This is a genomic window from Collinsella sp. AM20-15AC, from assembly GCF_003471405.1.
Lineage (GTDB): Bacteria > Actinomycetota > Coriobacteriia > Coriobacteriales > Coriobacteriaceae > Collinsella.
In genome coordinates, this window is record NZ_QRJA01000005.1 from 23,243 (window position 1) to 41,064 (window position 17,822).

Sequence of the window (17,822 nt, forward strand, 5' to 3'; positions counted from 1 at the left end):
ATTATGTTTAAACGGAAGGCATATGATCGTCTGCAGGAGTGGAAAGAACGCTCGCAAGGGCGCACCGCGGTGCTTATTGAGGGTGCAAGACGCGTTGGCAAAACGACACTCGTCAAGTGCTTCGCGCAAAATGAATACAAGGATTATCTGTACATTGACTTTTCGGCTGCCAGCAAAGCCACACACGATATATTTCTGAACTATCGTGAAGATGTCGATCTTTTTTTACGCATGCTCCAGCTGCAGTATGGCAAGGCCCTCGTGCCGAGAGAGTCACTGGTCATTTTTGATGAAGTGCAGCGGTTTCCCATCGCGCGCGAATACATAAAGCATCTTGTAGAAGACGGCAGATTTGATTACATCGAGACAGGCTCGCTTGTCTCTATCAAAAAGAATGTCGATAGCATTGTCATACCTTCAGAGGAAGAAAGAATCCCTCTCGAGCCCCTCGATTTTGAGGAATATCTTTGGGCGACCGGAAAAGATCTTTATGCAGAAGAGATCCGTAAGGCGCGCGAATCTCGGACCGCGCTTCCGGACAGTGTTCATGCGACGTGTATGAGATTGTTTGATGAGTATATGCTTGTCGGCGGCATGCCTCAGTCGGTCGACTCCTTTGTGGCAGAGAATGATTTTAGAGGATGCGACAGGGTTAAACGGCAGATTATCGCACTGTACAGGGAGGACATTGCCAAGTTTGGAGGTTCGGACGCTAGGCGTGCGCGGGCGGTTTATGATGACATTCCGGGTCAATTATCTGCGGCAAACAAACGGTTTAAATTTGACAGCCTGGAGAAGGGGTCCCGTTTTGAGACATATGAGTCGGCGTTAATTTGGCTTGAGGATGCGCGACTAATTAACCGTTGCTTTTTGTGCAGTGATCCGAGCGTGGGTTACCGCCTGCACGAGGACGCGTCTTCGCTTAAATGCTATATGGCGGACACGGGATTGCTCGTGAGCTTGGCGTTTGATGATGGTCCGGACCTTATGGATGTTCATAGAGACATTCAATTTGGAAGAATTTCAATTAATAAAGGAATGCTAATCGAGAACATCGTGGCGCAGCAGCTTAAGAGTCTGGGGCATTCGCTTTTTTATTACAGCTGGCAGGAGCCTTCCAAAACAGAGGGGAGTCGGCCCAGAACGCGTGAAATTGATTTTCTTGTTTCGCGCGGCTTTGAAGACGCGGCTGGAAAACCGCGGGTCACTCCTGTTGAAGTTAAATCTTCCAAATCGTATTCAACAATCTCGCTTGACGATTTCGGCAGACGATTCGAACGACGAGTCGGAGAAGAGATAGTTCTTCACCCAAAACAGCTCAGGGCTGAAGGGCATAGGATATATCTACCTCTGTATATGACGATCTTTATCTGATCGGTGGAATGCGGCCAAAAAGGGGGGCATGCGGCTGAGATTGTCAGCCCGGTCTATTTTATTTGTCTCGATCTGTAACAGCTAGGGGCGAAAACACAAGCTAGTTGTTACAGATTTAGATTGAAGGGATTGGCTCGCACGTTTATCTAAATCTGTAACAACTAGACGTCCAAAACCGGGTTAAGTGTTACAGATTTAGATATTTCGGCCTGGCCTCCACGTTTGTCTCAATCTGTAACAGTTGGGACTGAAAAGCTCGGCTGGATGTTACAGATCGAGACAAACGGCTTCCGACCTGCACAAAAAGACCGGGGGCGGCGCGCCGTGTGACGTGCCGCCCCCGGCTGAGGAATGGGGGCAGGTTGTGTGAGCGGGGCATCTCGCTAGTCGCAAGGCACTAGTCCAGACGACGGGTCTGCGCCACGTGCTTGTACCAGTAGGCGCTTGCCTTGGGCGTGCGCTTCTGGGTTTCAAAGTCAACGTAGAAGAAGCCGTAACGCTTGTTGTAGCCGTTGGTCCAGGAGAACTGATCCTGCAGGCTCCACAGGAAGTAGCCGCCCACGTTGACGCCCACCTCCATGGCCTTGAGCAGCCAACGCAAGTGCTGCTCGATGTAGTCGATGCGCGGCTGGTCGTCCACAAAACCGTCCTTGTAGGGGTCCTTGTAGCCCATGCCGTTCTCGGTGATGAAGATCTGCTTGTAGTTGGGGTAGCGCTGCTTAATGTAGACGAGCAGATCGAACAGACCCTCGGGATAGATGATCCAGTCCCAGTCGGTGGTGGGGATGCCGGGCTTGTTCACGTGCTCGCCAATGCCCTTGACGCGCCAGCGGCCGGTGCCCTTCTCGCCCGTACCGTTGTGGTGCAGGTCGTTCTCGCCATCGTAAGCCTTGAGGAAGCGGCACTGGTAGTTGTTAACGCCCAAGTAGTCGTTGTAGAGCGCTGCTCCGCGCATAATCTCGAGATCCTCGTCCAGGATTTCGATGGTGCCGCCCGAGATGGTGGCCAGGCGGTTGGCGCACTCGAGGGTGTCGGGCGCGTAGTCGCCGCGGAAGGTAGCGTCGAGCAGAAACTGGTTCTGCAGCACGTGCTCGTTGTTGGCGGCCTTGATGTCGGCGGGGTCGTTCTCGTTGAGTGGGTACTTAAACTCCAGCGACTGGATGACGCCGATCTTGCCCTTAAAACCGCCGTTGTGGAAGGCCAGCACGGCCTTGGCGTGGGCGAGCATCATGTTGTGCTCGCACTGGAAGGCCTCGGCCAGATGAGCTTTGACGCCGCCGGGGAAGGTACCCTCGATGTAGGTGTTGGAGGCGTCGGCCCAGATCTCGTTAAAGGTGAACCAGTAGGTCACCTGGTCGGCGTACTCCTTAAAGCAGAAGGTGGCAAAGTCCACAAAGGCATCGATGGTCTCGCGGTTGAGGAAGTCACCCTTCTCAAAGAGGGGAAGCGGCGTGTCAAAGTGATGCAGCGTGACGAACGGCTCAACATGGTGCTTATGGCACTCGGCGAAGAGATCGTGGTAGAACTGGACGCCCTCGGGGTTGATTTCGCCGGTGCCGTTGGGGAAGATGCGGCTCCAGGCAATGGAGAGGCGAATGCCGTTGATGCCAAACTCCTCGCACAGCTCCAGATCGACGGGGTACTGGTTGTAGAAGTCGGAGGCGGGGTCGGGGGAGAAACGGCCCTGGGCCTCCAGGAAGTCGTCCCAGGCGACCTTGCCCTTACCGTGAGTGCGGGTCTCGCCCTCTACCTGGTAGGCAGCAGTGGCGCCGCCAAAGACAAAGTCCTCGGGAAACTGCGCGGGCGGGTTGGTGACGCTAGCAGGGTTAACGGACATGATGATCCAATCGTCTAAATCGAAGGGCCAGCCGGTCTTGGATGGTCGGCTGGCCCTGAGCGTTACTTACTTCGAAAGCTGCTCGGAGACGAAGGCGAGAGACTTGTCGCCGTTCTGGGAGAGCTCAATGTACTGCTTACCGCGGCAGGCGACGCATTTGTTGCCCACGCGCTCGCAGTCTTTCTGCAGGTCGGCCAGGTAGCTTGCGGCCTGCGGGGCCAGGACGACCAGGTCAAAGTCGGGGAGCATGTCCACGTGGTTGCCATATGCCTCGGCAGCGGTCTCAAGATTGATGCCGCGCTCCTTGGCAGCCTTGGCCAGCGCGTTGGCGAGCAGACCCGAGGTTCCGCCGCCCTGGCAGAGCACGAGCACGCGCTTGCCGTTGAGCTCGCTGGCGGTCGTTGCCTCGGCAGCGGGTGCTGCAGAAGCGGCAGGGGAGTCGACCTTCACGGCCTCGGCAGCAGCGCCGGCGGCAACGCTCTTGGCGTCAGCCTTGCCCTGGAAGGCATCGTTGAGCTTGGCGGCCTTCTCGGCGTTCTTGGCGGCGAGCTCCTCCTGGGAGATCTCGGCCTCCTCGGCGCACTTCTGGGCGTCATAGGCACGGAAGAACGGGTAGTACAGGACAAAGTCGACGACCAGGATGAGGGCGAGCATCACAAAGGCGAGCGGCTGGAAGCCCAGGCCCATGATGGTGCCGATGGGGCCGGGGACGGTCCAGGGCAGGGTGTACATAAAGCCGTTCATGCCCAAGAAGTCGATAAAGATCTTGAGGATCCAGATGTTGGCGATCGGGGCAAAGACAAACGGGACAAAGAAGACGGGGTTGAGCACGATGGGTGCGGCGAACAGCAGCGGCTCGTTGACGGCAAAGCACACGGGGACGATGGCGGCCTTACCGACGGCGCGCATCTCCTGGGACTTGGCCAGGAAGCAGAACATAAAGACCAGGACGAGCGTGGCGCCGGTGCCGCCCATGCAGACGACGAAGTACTGGGCACCCTGGGTCAGGACAGCGGAAGCGTGCTGGCCAGCCTGGAACGCAGCCAGGTTGTCGGTCATGTTGGCAACGAGAGCGGCGGCGATGGCGGGCTCGACGATCGAGGGGCCGTGGACGCCCACGAACCAGAACAGGCTCATGGCGCCGTAGATCACAGCGAGGCCGATGTAGCCGTCGGCAGCGGTGAACAGGGGCTGGAACACCTGGATGACGCCCTGGGCAAAGCAGAAGCCAAAGGCAGCGCGAAAGACGATGTCAAAGACCCAAAAGACGGTGATGCAGACGGAGAAGGGGATGATGTCCTTAAAGGTCTGCGAGATGTTGGGCGGAACCTGCTCGGGCATCTTGACGGTGATGTTGCGCTTAATGAAGAACTTGTAGATGATGCCGGTCACAAACGCAGCGATGAAGGCGGTCAGCAGGCCCTTGGAACCAAGGTAGGTGGTGTTGAAGCCGCTGGCGGCGTCCGTGGCGATCGTGTCGCTCGAAAGGAGCAAGAAGCCGATGATGGCCGCGCACATGCACGAGATAAAGTTGATCTGATTGTTCTTGGGCAGATCGCGGTTCTGAGCGTCGGCGAAGTGCTTGGCCGTGGTGGCGGCGCAGGCGATGGCCAGGATGCCCATGGAGTAGTTGTAGCACTTCCACAGGGCGTTGTTGATGTCATCGGGCCAGTAGAAACCCCAGATGTTGGGGACCGAGGCTACCAGGCAGAAGATGGACGAGAAGATGATGATGGGGATGACGGAGATAAAGCCGTCGCGGATCGCCTTGAGGTACTTGTTGCGGGCGATCGCGTTGAAAAAGGGTTGGCCCTTTTCGATGATGGCGATGAGTTGCTCCATGCAAAGCTCCTAAGAGTCGGTGGGTTAGCAACGATGGTAGCTTTTGGCGTTCGGTTGCCAAAATGTTGACGTTGCCATTTTGCGACACAATAAAAGACGCGAACCGTTGGTTCCTGTGCCTGCGAACCATCGATTCCTTATGCGTAAACGATTGAGCCGCCCGGTGGCTCTGTGTTTGCACAATGGCAACGTTAACATTTGGGCGACAAAAGCCGTTCGGGGAAGCAAGATTGTCGGTGAACGGTAGGTTTTAGGTGGTAAACGTATTGTGGGGGAGGTGTTGGATATACTTGAAGGCGTTCATTTGACTGCGTAGGGTGCCGCCAATGGCATCGTTGACATAGAAAGATCGACCTATGGCCGCTGTTAAAAAATCGGTTTCCGTTAAGGACGTGGCGCGTCTCGCGGGCGTCTCGGAGCAGACAGTCTCGCGTACGGTGCACGATTCGCCCAGCGTGCGCCCCGAGACCAAGGAGCGCGTGCGTGCCGCCATGCGCGAGCTGGGGTATCGCCCCAATTTTGCCGGTCGATCGCTGCGCCGTGGCAAGTTTAAGACCGTCGGCGTCGCCATGTTCAACATTACCGGCACCGGCAACCTCGACCGCATGGAGGGCTTTGCCGCCGCGGCCGACAAACATGGCTATGCCATCACCCTCACTAAAGTAGACGGGCATCCGTATACCCTCGAGAGCGCATCGTCGCGCATGAGCGCGCTGCCGGTGGATGGCATGGTTGTGATCATGAATCGCATGCCGGCGGACTTTGGCACCTTCGAGCCGCTGCCCGGTATGCAGACGGTGCTCGTTACCATGCTGGAGCACCCGCTGTGCTCGACGGTTGATAACGATCAGTTCGATTGCTCGCGCCATGTGGTCGAGTACTTGCTGGAGCAGGGGCACAAGACCGTGCACTTTATCTCATGCCCCGAGCGCTCGCTTTCGGGCATGCAGCGCGAGGAGGGCTGGCGCGAGACATTGCGTGCGCATGGTATTGAGCCGCCGCGACTCGTCCGTGGCGATTGGACGGCGCAGAGCGGATATGCTGCCGGTCAGGCTCTGGCGGACGATCCGACCTGTACGGCCATTTATGCTTCCAACGACGCCATGGCCTACGGCTGCATTCGCGGGCTCGAATCGCGCGGAAAGCGCGTGCCCGAGGACGTGAGCGTGGCGGGTGTTGATGACAGCCTGGGCGACATCGTGCCCGACCGTCGCCTGACCACGGTGCGCTTTGACAACAAGCGCGTCGGCATGTGGGCTGTCGACAAGATTGCCGGCGCCGAGGGGGTTGCGTCTGGCGTGGAGCACATGCTGATCCCCGGCATGCTCGTAGAGGGTGATACGGTGCGCGATGTACGCTAGGGTGTGGACCTGTTTGGGTTGCCACTAATTGTGTTCGATATTGTTCGCATTGGTTTAAAAACCGTTCACGGGCGAAAATCGACCGTTCATAGCTCGAAATTGCGTTTTGCATTGTTCTGTTTTGTTTGAATGTTAATGTTTCTGTCATACACAACGCAGCGCGTATGCCCGGACGCGATGCTCTCCATTGGTTCATATGTGAAAGGAACGCAATATGGCAACCAAAGAAGAAATCTCGATGGTTGGATTCGAGATCGTCGCATACGCGGGTGACGCCCAGACTGATCTGCTTGCAGCGCTCGATGCTGCTCGCGAGGGTGATTTTGAGAAGGCCGAACAGCTGCACAAGGATGCGAGCGATGCACTCATTGGCGCCCACGACACGCAGACCAAGCTGCTTTCGCAGGAGGCCGGCGGCGGCGAGATGGAGATGACCTTCATCATGGCCCACGCTCAGGACACCCTCATGACCACCATGATCTTGGAGAAGCAGACCCGCTTTACCATCGATGCCTACAAGCGCATCGCTGAGCTCGAGGCCAAGCTCGCCTAACGAATCCTCACAATCAAGTCCCCTTCCAAAAGCTCTGCCGCAAACCCGCGACAGGGCTTTTTCTGTTTACCCGGCACCTGGGGACGTTCCTTATCTGCCGGCAGTTAGGGACGCTCCTGCCATGCATTTGATCCTTTGAGGATGGAAGAAAACGGGTCATTAGGTTTGCTGCGATGCCGAATCGGCCTGTCGGTTACAAAACTATGCCGGTTTACTACGATGAATCGCATTCTTTCAACTATGGAAAGAACAGCGTTATCAAAGCCGCAGGTAGAACGCTTGTCATTTTCTACTAATAGCAAATGTGGTCGGTCCTATCGGTTTTATCGTAGTAAACCGGCATAGTTTTGAAATGGCACTATTCGACTAGCAGCGTTATGGAGCTTCTGCACGCCTTCCCGTTCGGTTTTTCGATGGGTGGGTATACTTTCCACCGCATTACAGGCCGGAATGAGGAGGTATCCAAATGCCGGACAACGGATTGATTCAAAAGAGAGACGCGCACGAGGTAGCTCATGGGCGTTCTGTCCAGATAACCGAGCACACGACAGTAACCGAGCTGCAGCCCAGCCTGTCCGATGTCGTGTGCGCAAACAAAAAACTGCAGATTGGCATCATCGTCGCCCTTGTGGTTATGGCGCTCCTGTCGGGCTTTGTCGCGCGCCCGCATTTTGCCGATACCAAGACTTGGGACTCCACCATCGAGGTTATCGATCAAAAGAAGGGCAACGTTTTGGCGCTCACGACCTCGTGCGTTGCCCTGTCTGCGGGCATCACGGCGCTGCCTGGAGATACGGGAACGCCGGTTGCCGAGCAGCTCGCACAGCTTTCAGGCAACCTCGGTATCGTGCTTGCCGTGCTATACCTAGAGAAATACTTGCTCACGATTTTGTGGTCGGTTGGCTTGGGCATCTTAATCCCGTTTGCGTTGGTGCTCTTTGCGGTCTCGCTTGGCATTCACGGACGCTGGAGCACGAGTGCCGTCCTGCGCCGCGTGGCGACCCGCGTGCTGATAGTCGCCATGATCGGCATGGCGTTGGTGCCTGCAAGCGTGTGGGTATCGCAAAAGGTCGACGAGACATATCGCGTCAGCATTGAACAGGCCGAGCAAAAGGCGGCCGACGCTGCGAGTGCGGCAGATAGCGACAGCTCCAAAGCAAGCAAGAAAAAGACCGAGTCTACAGAGTCCAAAAACGTGCTCGAGCAGTTGACTGACGGGGCCTCGAGCCTGGTCACGTCGGTGACCAGCGGTGCCAAGCAGATGACCGACAAGATCGTGCAGCAGGTGACCGACCTCATCGAAGGCGTCATCGTGATGATCGTGACCTCGTGTGTGATTCCTCTACTGGTGCTCGTGGCGTTCCTATGGCTAGGACACGTGCTGCTGGGGATCGATGTCTCCGGTCCCGCGAACTATCTGATGGGTCGTTTCTTGAGCGCTCCGTCCAAACATGCCAAGAAGAGTGGGCAGTCTGAGTAGGCGGCAAAGCGATCTTTGGAAGATCAACCGTAAGAAGGGCGGTCGAGACACGTTCTCGGCCGCCCTTTTGTCTGTTGAACACATGGTCGCTACGTCTGCGCCGGGCTCAAACGGTCGGCAATCAACCGTGAACGGTATTTGTTCAAAAAAGAACAAAGTTAAACAAATAATGGTTGCACCCGATGTTTGAATGTGTTCTAATAAACATGAACAGTGAAGAACCGCACATTCAGATGCCCGGACCTGAACGCGATTCAACACTTCCAAACAGAAACTACGCACCTGCGTATCTCTCAAGGAGGATGTCATGAGGGTTGTAATCGCTTCCGATGCCGACGGTATGTCGATGAAGGAGTCCATCAAGGAGATGCTCATTGCCGACGGTCACGAGGTCGTCGACTATTCCGAGACCCCTGCCGCGGACTTTGTCGATTCCGCGACCGCCGTTGCCAAGGACCTGCTGGAGCACAAGGATTCCCAGGGCTTCGCATTCGATAAGTACGGCGTCGGCTCCTATATGGCCGCCGTCAAGATCAAGGGCATGGTCGTCGCCAACATTTCCGACGAGCGTTCCGCTTACATGACCCGCGAGCACAACGGTTCGCGCATGGTCACCATGGGCCCGGGCGTTGTGGGCACCGAGGTCGCCAAGAAGATCGCCCGCGAGTTCCTGCGCGCCCAGTACGCCGGCGGCCGTCACCAGATCCGTGTCGACATGCTCAACAAGATGGCCTAACGAGAGCCACCGAGAACTCGAACTTCTACCTCAACTTGTGAATTCAGACGAAAGGACGTTCTGATGAAGAAGACCATCGCAATCGGTTGCGACCATATCGTTACGGACGAGAAGATCTATCTGGCCGACCGCCTGGAGCAGGCTGGCTACAAGGTGCTCGACTGCGGCACCTACAGCCACACCCGTACGCACTATCCCATCTACGGCAAGGCCGTGGGCGAGGCTGTTGCCAGCGGCAAGGCCGACTTTGGCGTGGCCCTGTGCGGCACCGGCATCGGCATCACCAACGCCGTCAACAAGGTTCCCGGCGCCCGTTGCGCCCTGGTTCGCGACATGACCTCCGCCCTGTATGCCCGTCGCGAGCTCAACGCCAACATCGTGGGCTTTGGCGGCAAGATCACCGGCGAGTTCCTGATGGCTGATATCATGCTTGCCTTCCTGGAGGAGCCCTACGAGAAGACCCCCGAGCACGATGCCCTGATTGCCAAGATCGATGCCTGCAATAAGGCCGACGCTGAGGCTCAGGCTGACCCGCATTTCTTTGACGAGTTCCTCGAGAAGTGGGACCGCGGCGAGTATCACGACTAAGGGGGTTCCGGCGTTTTAACAAACGCCGGACCGGTCGACGCTGCGAAGCCATCTGGCGGGCAATCTGCCGCTCAGCTTCGACGGCATGACCAGAAGGTCAATGCCGTCTCGCTTCACGGCACCTTGCCTCGCCAGCTGGCTTCTCGCTGATGTTTGAGTGGCCTGTGGGGTTACCGCTGTTGTTGCGAAGCGTTCTGGTATGGCAAGTTGCTCCGATAACACGTTTGCTTGCCGAGCTTGTGTGCTTCGTTTTGGCGGTACCCGGCATTCTGCAGCTTTTCAATTGACGGCTCGCGTTTCTGTGAGGGGGCGCGGGCCGGTTTTCTATCAGCCCTATTGACTTGGCGGGCTGTCGTAAGAAAGGGAAGGCTCCTATGGAGTTTGTTCTTGATAACGGTTTGATTCGTGTGGCGTTGACCACGGCGGGCGGGTCGTTCACTTCTATTGCGGCCAACGGCCGTGAGTACCTGTGGCAGGGCGATCCGGCGGTCTGGTCGGGCCAGGCACCCATTTGCTTTCCGATTTGCGGCGGCCTTCGTGACGGCCGCGCGATGACCATGGGCGGCCGCGAGGTCAAGCTTGCCCGCCACGGCTTTGCCCGCAAGCAGGAGTGGAAGCTCGAGGAGCAGGGCGACAGCATGGTTGCGCTGAGCCTAAGCTCTGCCGACCACGCCGAGCTACTCGAGCAGTATCCGTATCCGTTTAAGATCGTCGCGCGCTACACGATCGATGCGGCTAAGGTGGCCGTGTCGTACGAGGTGACCAATGAGGGCACCGAGGATATGCCATTCTTTGTGGGCGGTCACCCCGGCTTTAAGTGCCCGCTCGACGAGGGCGAGTCCTATGACGATTATGAGCTTCGTTTTGAGCAGCGTGAGGCCACCGAGCTCTGTACTGCCGTTCCCTCGACTGGCCTGATTGATGTTGAGCATCGCAGCAAGAACCCCATGATCGACCAGAGCCTGCCGCTTACCCACGAACTCTTCGACTTCGCGGAGACCATCTTTGACGTGCTCGAGAGCCGCGTGGTTGCGCTGACCAAGAAAACCGAGGACAAGGGCGTGCGCCTGACGTTCCCCGATATGCCGTACCTGATTGTGTGGAGCAAGCCCGAGGGCGACTTTGTGGCTGTTGAACCGTGGGGTGGTCTGTCCACCTGCTCCGACGAGGACGATATTCTGGAGCACAAGCGTGGCTGCCTGGTGGCCAAGCCGGGGGAGACCGTCACCCGCGGCTTTGAGATCGAGATCCTTTAACGAGCTATCGTATGTTTGGGGTGGGTCGTGCCGCCCCGGAACAGGAGTTCAATATGATTCTGACCGTTACCATGAACCCGTCGATTGATACGCGCTATCAGCTCGACAAGCTGGTCATTGACGACGTTAACCGCGTCACGCCCGAAAAGACCGCTGGCGGCAAGGGCCTCAACGTGAGCCGTGTGCTGCTGCAACTGGGAGACGACGTGCTCGCGACTGGTCTGCTTGGCGGCCACATGGGTGCCTATATGGCCGAGCTTATGGATGCCGACGGCGTCAAGAACGACTTTGTGCCCATCGCCGGTGAGACGCGCATTTGCCTGAATATTCTGCACGAGGGTAATCAGACCGAGCTGCTGGAGAGCGGCCCGCAGATCGCCCCGGCCGAGCTCGAGGCCTTTACGGCCAAGTTCGCCGAACTCGCGGCGAAGGCGGACGTTGTGACGCTTTCGGGCTCGCTGCCGCGTGGCGTCGATGCCGGCTACTATGCCGAGCTCGTCAAGATCGCCGAGGAGGCGGGCGCCAAGGTGCTGCTCGATACCTCGGGTGCATCGCTGGAGGCCGCGCTGGAGTCCGACGCTAAGCCTGAGCTCGTAAAACCCAACCTGACCGAGATTAACGGCCTGCTGGGTACGTCCTTTACGACCGATGATGTCGATGCCCTGCGCGAGGCGCTTGCCGCCGATGGCCGCTTTGCCGGTATCCCCTGGGTTGTCGTTTCGATGGGCGCTGCCGGTTCGGTGGGCTTCCATGAGGGTCGCGCGTTCCGCGCCAAGACGCCCGCGATTGCGGCCGTGAACGCGACGGGTTCCGGCGACTCGACCATCGCCGGCTTTGCGCATGCCATTGCTGCTGGTGCCGACGATGTCACGGTGCTCAAGACCGCCAATACCTGCGGCAAGCTCAACGCCATGGATCCCAAGACCGGCCACCTGGTCATGGACCGCTGGGACGAGATCTACAACAACGTTGAGGTAACTGAGCTCTAAGGTTACGCGGTTTTGCCAAACCGCGTAACGGCTCGACGCTGCAAACCCGCCAGAGCGGCAATCTGCCTTTCAACTGCGGCGGCATGACCAGAAGGTCAATGCCGCCTTGTTTCAAGGCACCTTGCTCGCTCTGGCGGGCTTTCGCTGTCGTTGCCAAAACATCGACGTAATTATTGGGGACGCTCTTTAATGACTGGTCGTTTAAGAGCGTCCCCAATGACTACACGCAAAAACGGCGCCCGCTGGCGATGTTGCCGGCGGGCGCCGTTGTCTTGAAGACGAAATGATCCGTTTTCCTTCGTCCCCAGGGGATCATTACAGTGAGTCGATAAAGCGCTGCTGGGCGGCGCGGCCGGCTTCGTCCCACTTAAAGACGCCGGCGTTGTCGAGCACGTGGCCGAACACCACGCCGACCTCCTCGTGCAGGATATCGATGGCGTTGTCCGCCGTAAGCTCATCGGCGCGGCGAGCAAAAACGTCCTCGGCCCATGCGGCGTGGCTGCGGCAAAGGTCGTCGCCCTCGAGCGCGCTGGCAAGGTCGTAGCTGGCGTCGACCTTGGCCGCCAGCAGGTGCTCGCGGACAGCGCCGAGCTCGGGAACCAGGCGCGGCGGCAAAATGGCCAGGCCCATGACCTCGATCAGGCCGATGTTCTCCTTCTTAATATGGTGAAACTCGGCATGCGGGTGGAACACGCCCAGCGGGTGCTCGTCGGTCGTGATGTTGCAACGAAGCGCCAGGTAGGCCTCGTAGATCTCGCCGCCGGCGTTGCCGCGGGAGTCGACGCGGCGGATGACGGGCGTCACGGTGTTGTGCGCTACGCCGTCGGCCGTGTGCGCGATAACGCCCACAGACTCGTCGGTCCACTCGCGCCAGGCGAGGATAATCTTCTCGGCAGCGTCGAGCAGCTGAGCGCGGTCATGCGAGCGCAGGCGCAGCACCGAGAGCGGCCACTGCAGCACAGTGCCGGTGACCTGGTCAAAACCGGGCACGCTAAACTGCGAGACCTCGGCGGCATGCATCATGGGGAACTCGTGCGCGCCGCCCTGGAAGTGGTCGTGCGACAGAATCGAGCCGCCCACGATAGACAGGTCGGCGTTGGAGCCGATGAAGTAATGCGGGAACAGGTCCACAAAGTCGAGCAGGCAGGTCAAGCCCTTGCGGTCGACGTGCATCGGACGATGCTCGGAGCTCATGGCAATGCAATGCTCGTTAAAGTACGCGTACGGGCTGTACTGGAAGCCCCAGCGCTCGCCGTTGAGCTGGATGGGGATAATGCGCAGGTTTTGGCGAGCGGGGTGAGCGCCGCCGTCGGCTACGGCGGAGCGTCCGGGATAGCCCTCGTTTTCGATGCAGAGCTGGCAGGCGGGATACTTCTCGCCCGTGTTCTTTGCGGCACCAGCCGCGGCGATATCGCGTGGGTCCTTCTCGGGCTTGGACAGGTTGATGGTGATCTCAAGATCGCCCCAGTTGGTGGGGGTGCTCCATTTGATGTTGCGCGCGATGGCGGCACGGCGCACGTAGCCGGCGTCGCAGCACAGGCCGTAGAACCAGTCGGTTGCGGCGCGGGGCTCGTTGACGCCCATGCGTCCGTTGAACTCCTCGTTTACAACCGAAGGCCTCGGCATGAGCGCACCCATGATGCGCATGGCGATGCGGTCGCGGCCTGACGCCGTGTCCTCGGCGGCACCGTTGGTAACGGCGGCCTCGGAAAGCGCGGCAAGCGTGCCTTCAAGATCAAAGTCGGGCAGGGTATTGGGGTGCAAGAGCGAGAGTTTCTCAACCTGGAGCGCCCAGGCCATATCGAGTGCGGGACCCGTGGCGCCGATGCACTCCAAAATGGTGTTGTATGCCCAGATCCGGTCGTCCTGGCCGATCATCGATCGGTGGATGGCGTACTCGATCAGGTTCTGCGCGGCCTCTCGCACGTCAGTCATTACAGCCATGCCGCGTAAGCCCCCTTGTCAGAGATGGCGTAGTGACGGGCAGAGCCCTCGCCCAGCCAGCCGTTCATCTTGGCAATGAAGGTGTCGACCAGATCGAGCGGCACGAAGGCCTGGATGGTGCCACCAAAGCCGCCACCGTGGATACGGACGGCGCCGCGGCCGTCGAGCACGTGCTCGGCCAGCGCCAGGGCATACATGGAAGGCTGCTCGGAACCCAGCTTGGCAACAACATTCTGCAGGTACATGGCAGAGCTGGTGCCGGACTCGCGCGTCAGGACCAGGAACTGGTCAATGTCGCCAGCGTTCAGGGCTGCCCAGCGCTTGTCGACCAGGCCGTTCTCGTACCAGTAGTGAACGGCGCGCAGGCAGGCGCGGTCGCCCAGCTTGGCGCGCAGCTCGGGGAGCTTGGCGTCAAAGTCGGCAACGTTGACCTCGCACAGGCGTGCCTTGCCAAACTCGGCGGCGACGTCCTGCATCTCGCGCGGAACGGCGGCGTAGTCGTCGGTAGCCGCCACATGGTCGGCGCCAACCTTAACGAGCACGAGCGCATAGCCGTGATCCTCAAAGTTGAGCTCGAGCTTCTGGGTTTTAGGCTGGGCCTGGTCCTCAAAGTCCATGTAGGCGAGGCCGCCCAGGCACACGGCGGCTTGGTCCATCAGACCGCAGGGCTTGCCGTAATAGTTGTTCTCGGTGCGCTGACTCATCTGGGCGAGCGCGACGGGCTCAATGGCGGGCGCGCCCCAGAGCGTCTCCATGGCGCGGCCGTACGCGGCCTCGACGGCGGCAGAGCTGGAAAGGCCGCCGCCCGAGGGGACGGAGCAGGTGAAGGCGAAGTCGAAGCCCTGGGGCTCAACGCCCAGAGCAGCGATTTCGTGGGCCATGCCGCGGACGAGGCTCGCGGACGTGCCCTTCTCGGACTCCTGAACGTCTAGCGTGTCGAGCACGATCTCAAACGTGGGATAGCCCTCGTCGGCAACGCGGACCTTGTTGGAATCGGTTGCCACGGCGATGCCGTCAACGGCGACATCGAGCGAGCCGGCGATAACGTGGCCGCCCTCGTGGTCGGTGTGGTTGCCGCTGATCTCGGAGCGGCCGGGCGCGTGCACATAGAGCACCTGGCGATCGCCGATGGGGCCAAACTCCTCCTCAAACAGCTTGGTGAGCGTGGCGAGTGTCTTTTCGTCGGGGGTGGTCATGAGGGTCCTTTCCTTGGCGCATACTGACGAGTTTTCCGTCGTAGTGAGTACGTTAACAATCTGAAGCGGCATAAACTCAGCATCTACGATGCCGCACGTTACGGGCTATGTTAACGTACTCATAACACAACACTTATCACTTTTTGAGAATCTGGTAATCGGTAGAAATTCAGCCGTGAACGGTACTGCCGTATGGACTTATAAAGCAGAAGAGGCGCTGATAGAAAAAGTAGAGTACGTTAACATGCGTCCGACGATAGCGGGCATCGGTGCGGGGCGTATTTCCGCCCGGTCCGACATTCACGCTATTTAGATCTCGCAAGAGCGAAGGTGATTTTGTGGCAAGGCGCCCTTCCAACGATACAGGTATGCGTCCGGTTTCCATGGCCGACGTCGCCCGCGCTGCCGGCGTTTCGCAGCAGACGGTCTCGCGCGTTGCCAACGGCCTTCCTAACGTCAACGAGCAGACGCGCCAGCGCGTGCAAGCCGCTATGCAAGAGCTCGGCTTCCGTCCGAGTTATGCCGGTCGTTCGCTGCGCGACGGCCGTTACCATTCGGTCGGCCTGTGCGTCAACGATGTCACCAAGTTTGGCAACCTTACGATGATCGACGGCATTGCCAGCGCGGCCCGCGAGCGTGGCTGCGCCATCACGCTGGTCGAGATGTCCAAGACCGAGGAGTTCTCGCTTGCCGAGGCAACGCGTCGTATGGCTGCGCTACCCGTCGACGGCATCATTATCGGCATGAGTCGTATGGCGCCCGATTTTGAGACATTCGATCCGTTGCCGGGTATTGGCACGGTTATCGTCACCATGTATGCGCACCCGCGGGTGACCACAGTCGACTCCGATCATTACGGTTGCTCGCTGCTGCTCATGGATCATCTGTTTGAGCTGGGACACGAGCAGATTCGCTTTATCGGCGGTCCGTCCTTCTCGGTTGACGAGCAGTTTCGCCGTGCTGGCTGGCAGGATGCACTCGAGCGTAAACACATTAAGCCGCAGGCACCACTCGAGGGCGACTGGTCTGCCAACAGCGGCTACGAGGCCGCTCGGTACCTGGCTGAGCACGACCGCACCATGACGGCGATTTACGCGGCAAACGACCAAATGGCAAACGGCGCTATCGCTGCGCTGCGCGACAGCGGCTTGCGCGTGCCCGAGGACGTGAGCGTGGTGGGCGTCGATGACTCGCTCGACGACTTTGTCGCACATAACGAGCTCACGACCGTTCGATTCGATCTGCATCAGCGCGGGCGCGAGGTGTTCGAGCGCGCAGTTCCCAAGGCGGGGGCATCGGACAAAACCGTCGCCATTCGTATTCCCGGTCAGCTCATCGTTCGACACACCACGGCAGCGCCGCGCGCATAGTTTTCGCAGGTCAACGGCTCGGCGTTGCATATCAATAACAATCGGTAAGGATGCCGGCAGATAGCCGTGACTATGAAGGCGAGTGCTATGATAGACGGGTTCATTTGTCTATCTAGGAGGCTTTGCCTGATGGAGATCACCAAGGATATCCGCTACATTGGCGTTGACGATCATGACATCGACCTGTTCGAGGGCCAGTACGATGTGTCCGAGAACGGTATGGCATACAACAGCTACGTTATCTTGGGCGAGAAGATCGCTGTCGCCGATTCGGTCGATGGCGGATTTGTCGACGAGTGGCTCGGCAACCTCGAGACCGTACTCGACGGCCGCACGCCCGACTACCTGGTCATCCATCACATGGAGCCCGATCACTCCGCCGGCATCGCCGCCTTTATGGAGCGCTATCCCCAGGCGCAGATTGTGGCAAGCATGGGCGCCTTCCGCATGATGGTCAACTACTTTGGCACCGACTTCCCCGAGCGCAAGATGGTTGTCAAAGAGGGTGACGTGCTTGATCTGGGCGGCCACAGCCTAACGTTTGTCGGCGCCCCCAACGTGCACTGGCCCGAGGTACTCTTCTCCTACGAGGCTACCGACAAGGCGCTCTTTAGTGCCGACGGCTTTGGCAAGTTTGGCGCCAACGACATCGAGGATCCGGAAGGGTGGGCCTGCGAGGCGCGCCGTTACTACTTTGGCATCGTGGGCAAGTTCGGCAAGTTTGTGCAGGCCGTGCTCAAGAAAGCCGCCGACCTGGACATCCAGATCATCTGCCCGCTTCACGGCCCCGTGCTGACCGAGAACCTTGGCTATTACCTCGACACCTACAACACTTGGTCGAGCTATCAGCCCGAGGACGAGGGCATCACGATTGCCTATGCGAGCGTGTATGGCCATCTGAAGGCTGCCGTTGAGGAGCTTGCATCTGCGCTCGAGGCCCGCGGCCAGAAGGTTTCCGTCTTTGACCTGGCTCGCGACGACATGGCCGAGGCCGTTGAGGATGCGTTCCGCTATGACCGTCTGGTACTCGCTTCCATCACCTATCAGGGCGAGATCTTCCCATTCATGAGCACCTTTATCCATACGCTTGCCGAGCATGCCTACCAGAACCGTACGGTGGCGCTCGTCGAGGGCGGCTCCTGGGCGCCCGCAGCTGCCAAGATTATGACCAAGGAGCTCGAGGGTATGAAGGACATCACCCTGACGCAGAACAAGGTGACCGTCCTGGGTTCGCTCAACGACGCCTCGCGCGCTCAGATCGAGGCCCTCGCTGACGAGCTTTCCAAGTAGCGATAC

14 protein-coding genes are annotated in these 17,822 nt (G+C 58.9%); 10 read left to right on the forward strand and 4 right to left on the reverse strand.

Annotated features, from left to right (window positions below; genetic code table 11):
* Positions 1 to 3: 3 nt before the first annotated feature.
* On the forward strand, positions 4 to 1,374 hold the full coding sequence (locus DW233_RS02620) for an ATP-binding protein (protein WP_118266556.1): 1,371 nt from the start codon (positions 4 to 6) through the stop codon (positions 1,372 to 1,374).
* 397 nt (positions 1,375 to 1,771) lie between these two features.
* Here DW233_RS02620 and lacG read toward each other — a convergent pair whose 3' ends face one another.
* Both lacG and DW233_RS02630 read right to left on the reverse strand, forming a co-directional pair.
* A complete protein-coding gene (gene lacG, locus DW233_RS02625; RefSeq protein ID WP_118266558.1) occupies positions 1,772 to 3,211 on the reverse strand; it encodes a 6-phospho-beta-galactosidase in 1,440 nt (479 codons plus the stop codon).
* Positions 3,212 to 3,277: 66 nt separating this feature from the next.
* Complete coding sequence (locus DW233_RS02630; RefSeq protein WP_118266560.1) at positions 3,278 to 5,053, reverse strand: lactose/cellobiose PTS transporter subunit IIB; 1,776 nt, start codon at positions 5,051 to 5,053, stop codon at positions 3,278 to 3,280.
* A 356-nt stretch (positions 5,054 to 5,409) separates the two neighbouring features.
* Here DW233_RS02630 and DW233_RS02635 point away from each other — a divergent pair, with 356 nt between their 5' ends.
* The 7 genes from DW233_RS02635 to DW233_RS02665 all read left to right on the forward strand — a co-directional run bounded on the left by DW233_RS02635 (position 5,410) and on the right by DW233_RS02665 (position 12,016).
* On the forward strand, positions 5,410 to 6,414 hold the full coding sequence (locus DW233_RS02635; RefSeq protein ID WP_118266562.1) for a LacI family DNA-binding transcriptional regulator: 1,005 nt from the start codon (positions 5,410 to 5,412) through the stop codon (positions 6,412 to 6,414).
* A gap of 214 nt (positions 6,415 to 6,628) precedes the next feature.
* Positions 6,629 to 6,967 carry a PTS lactose/cellobiose transporter subunit IIA gene (locus DW233_RS02640; protein ID WP_006234827.1) on the forward strand — a complete coding sequence of 113 codons (339 nt, stop codon included), beginning with the start codon at positions 6,629 to 6,631 and terminating at the stop codon, positions 6,965 to 6,967.
* 466 nt (positions 6,968 to 7,433) lie between these two features.
* Positions 7,434 to 8,447: a hypothetical protein gene (locus DW233_RS02645; protein WP_118266564.1), complete on the forward strand. Its 1,014-nt coding sequence runs from the start codon at positions 7,434 to 7,436 to the stop codon at positions 8,445 to 8,447.
* A gap of 307 nt (positions 8,448 to 8,754) precedes the next feature.
* On the forward strand, positions 8,755 to 9,183 hold the full coding sequence (gene lacA / locus DW233_RS02650; RefSeq protein WP_006234830.1) for a galactose-6-phosphate isomerase subunit LacA: 429 nt from the start codon (positions 8,755 to 8,757) through the stop codon (positions 9,181 to 9,183).
* A gap of 63 nt (positions 9,184 to 9,246) precedes the next feature.
* Entirely contained in the window at positions 9,247 to 9,771 is a 525-nt protein-coding gene (gene lacB, locus DW233_RS02655) for a galactose-6-phosphate isomerase subunit LacB (protein WP_006234831.1), read from the forward strand.
* 374 nt (positions 9,772 to 10,145) lie between these two features.
* Positions 10,146 to 11,027 (forward strand): aldose 1-epimerase family protein, encoded by an 882-nt coding sequence (locus DW233_RS02660; RefSeq protein ID WP_118266566.1) that lies wholly within the window; start codon positions 10,146 to 10,148, stop codon positions 11,025 to 11,027.
* Positions 11,028 to 11,080: 53 nt separating this feature from the next.
* Positions 11,081 to 12,016, forward strand: coding sequence for a hexose kinase (locus DW233_RS02665; RefSeq protein ID WP_118266633.1), 936 nt, complete (start codon positions 11,081 to 11,083; stop codon positions 12,014 to 12,016).
* Positions 12,017 to 12,331: 315 nt separating this feature from the next.
* Here DW233_RS02665 and DW233_RS02670 read toward each other — a convergent pair whose 3' ends face one another.
* Positions 12,332 to 13,960 (reverse strand): UDP-glucose--hexose-1-phosphate uridylyltransferase, encoded by a 1,629-nt coding sequence (locus tag DW233_RS02670; RefSeq protein ID WP_233547919.1) that lies wholly within the window; start codon positions 13,958 to 13,960, stop codon positions 12,332 to 12,334.
* Positions 13,951 to 15,156 (reverse strand): galactokinase family protein, encoded by a 1,206-nt coding sequence (locus tag DW233_RS02675; RefSeq protein ID WP_118266569.1) that lies wholly within the window; start codon positions 15,154 to 15,156, stop codon positions 13,951 to 13,953. The genes DW233_RS02670 and DW233_RS02675 overlap by 10 nt, the downstream gene beginning before the upstream one ends.
* Positions 15,157 to 15,539: 383 nt before the next feature.
* On the opposite strand from DW233_RS02675, the gene DW233_RS02680 reads away from it, so the two are divergent.
* Together DW233_RS02680 and DW233_RS02685 are read left to right on the forward strand one after the other, a co-directional pair.
* Positions 15,540 to 16,526, forward strand: a complete 987-nt coding sequence (locus tag DW233_RS02680; protein ID WP_118266635.1) for a LacI family DNA-binding transcriptional regulator — start codon at positions 15,540 to 15,542, stop codon at positions 16,524 to 16,526.
* Between the two features lie 129 nt (positions 16,527 to 16,655).
* Entirely contained in the window at positions 16,656 to 17,816 is a 1,161-nt protein-coding gene (locus tag DW233_RS02685) for an FprA family A-type flavoprotein (protein ID WP_233547920.1), read from the forward strand.
* The last annotated feature ends 6 nt before the right edge of the window (positions 17,817 to 17,822 follow it).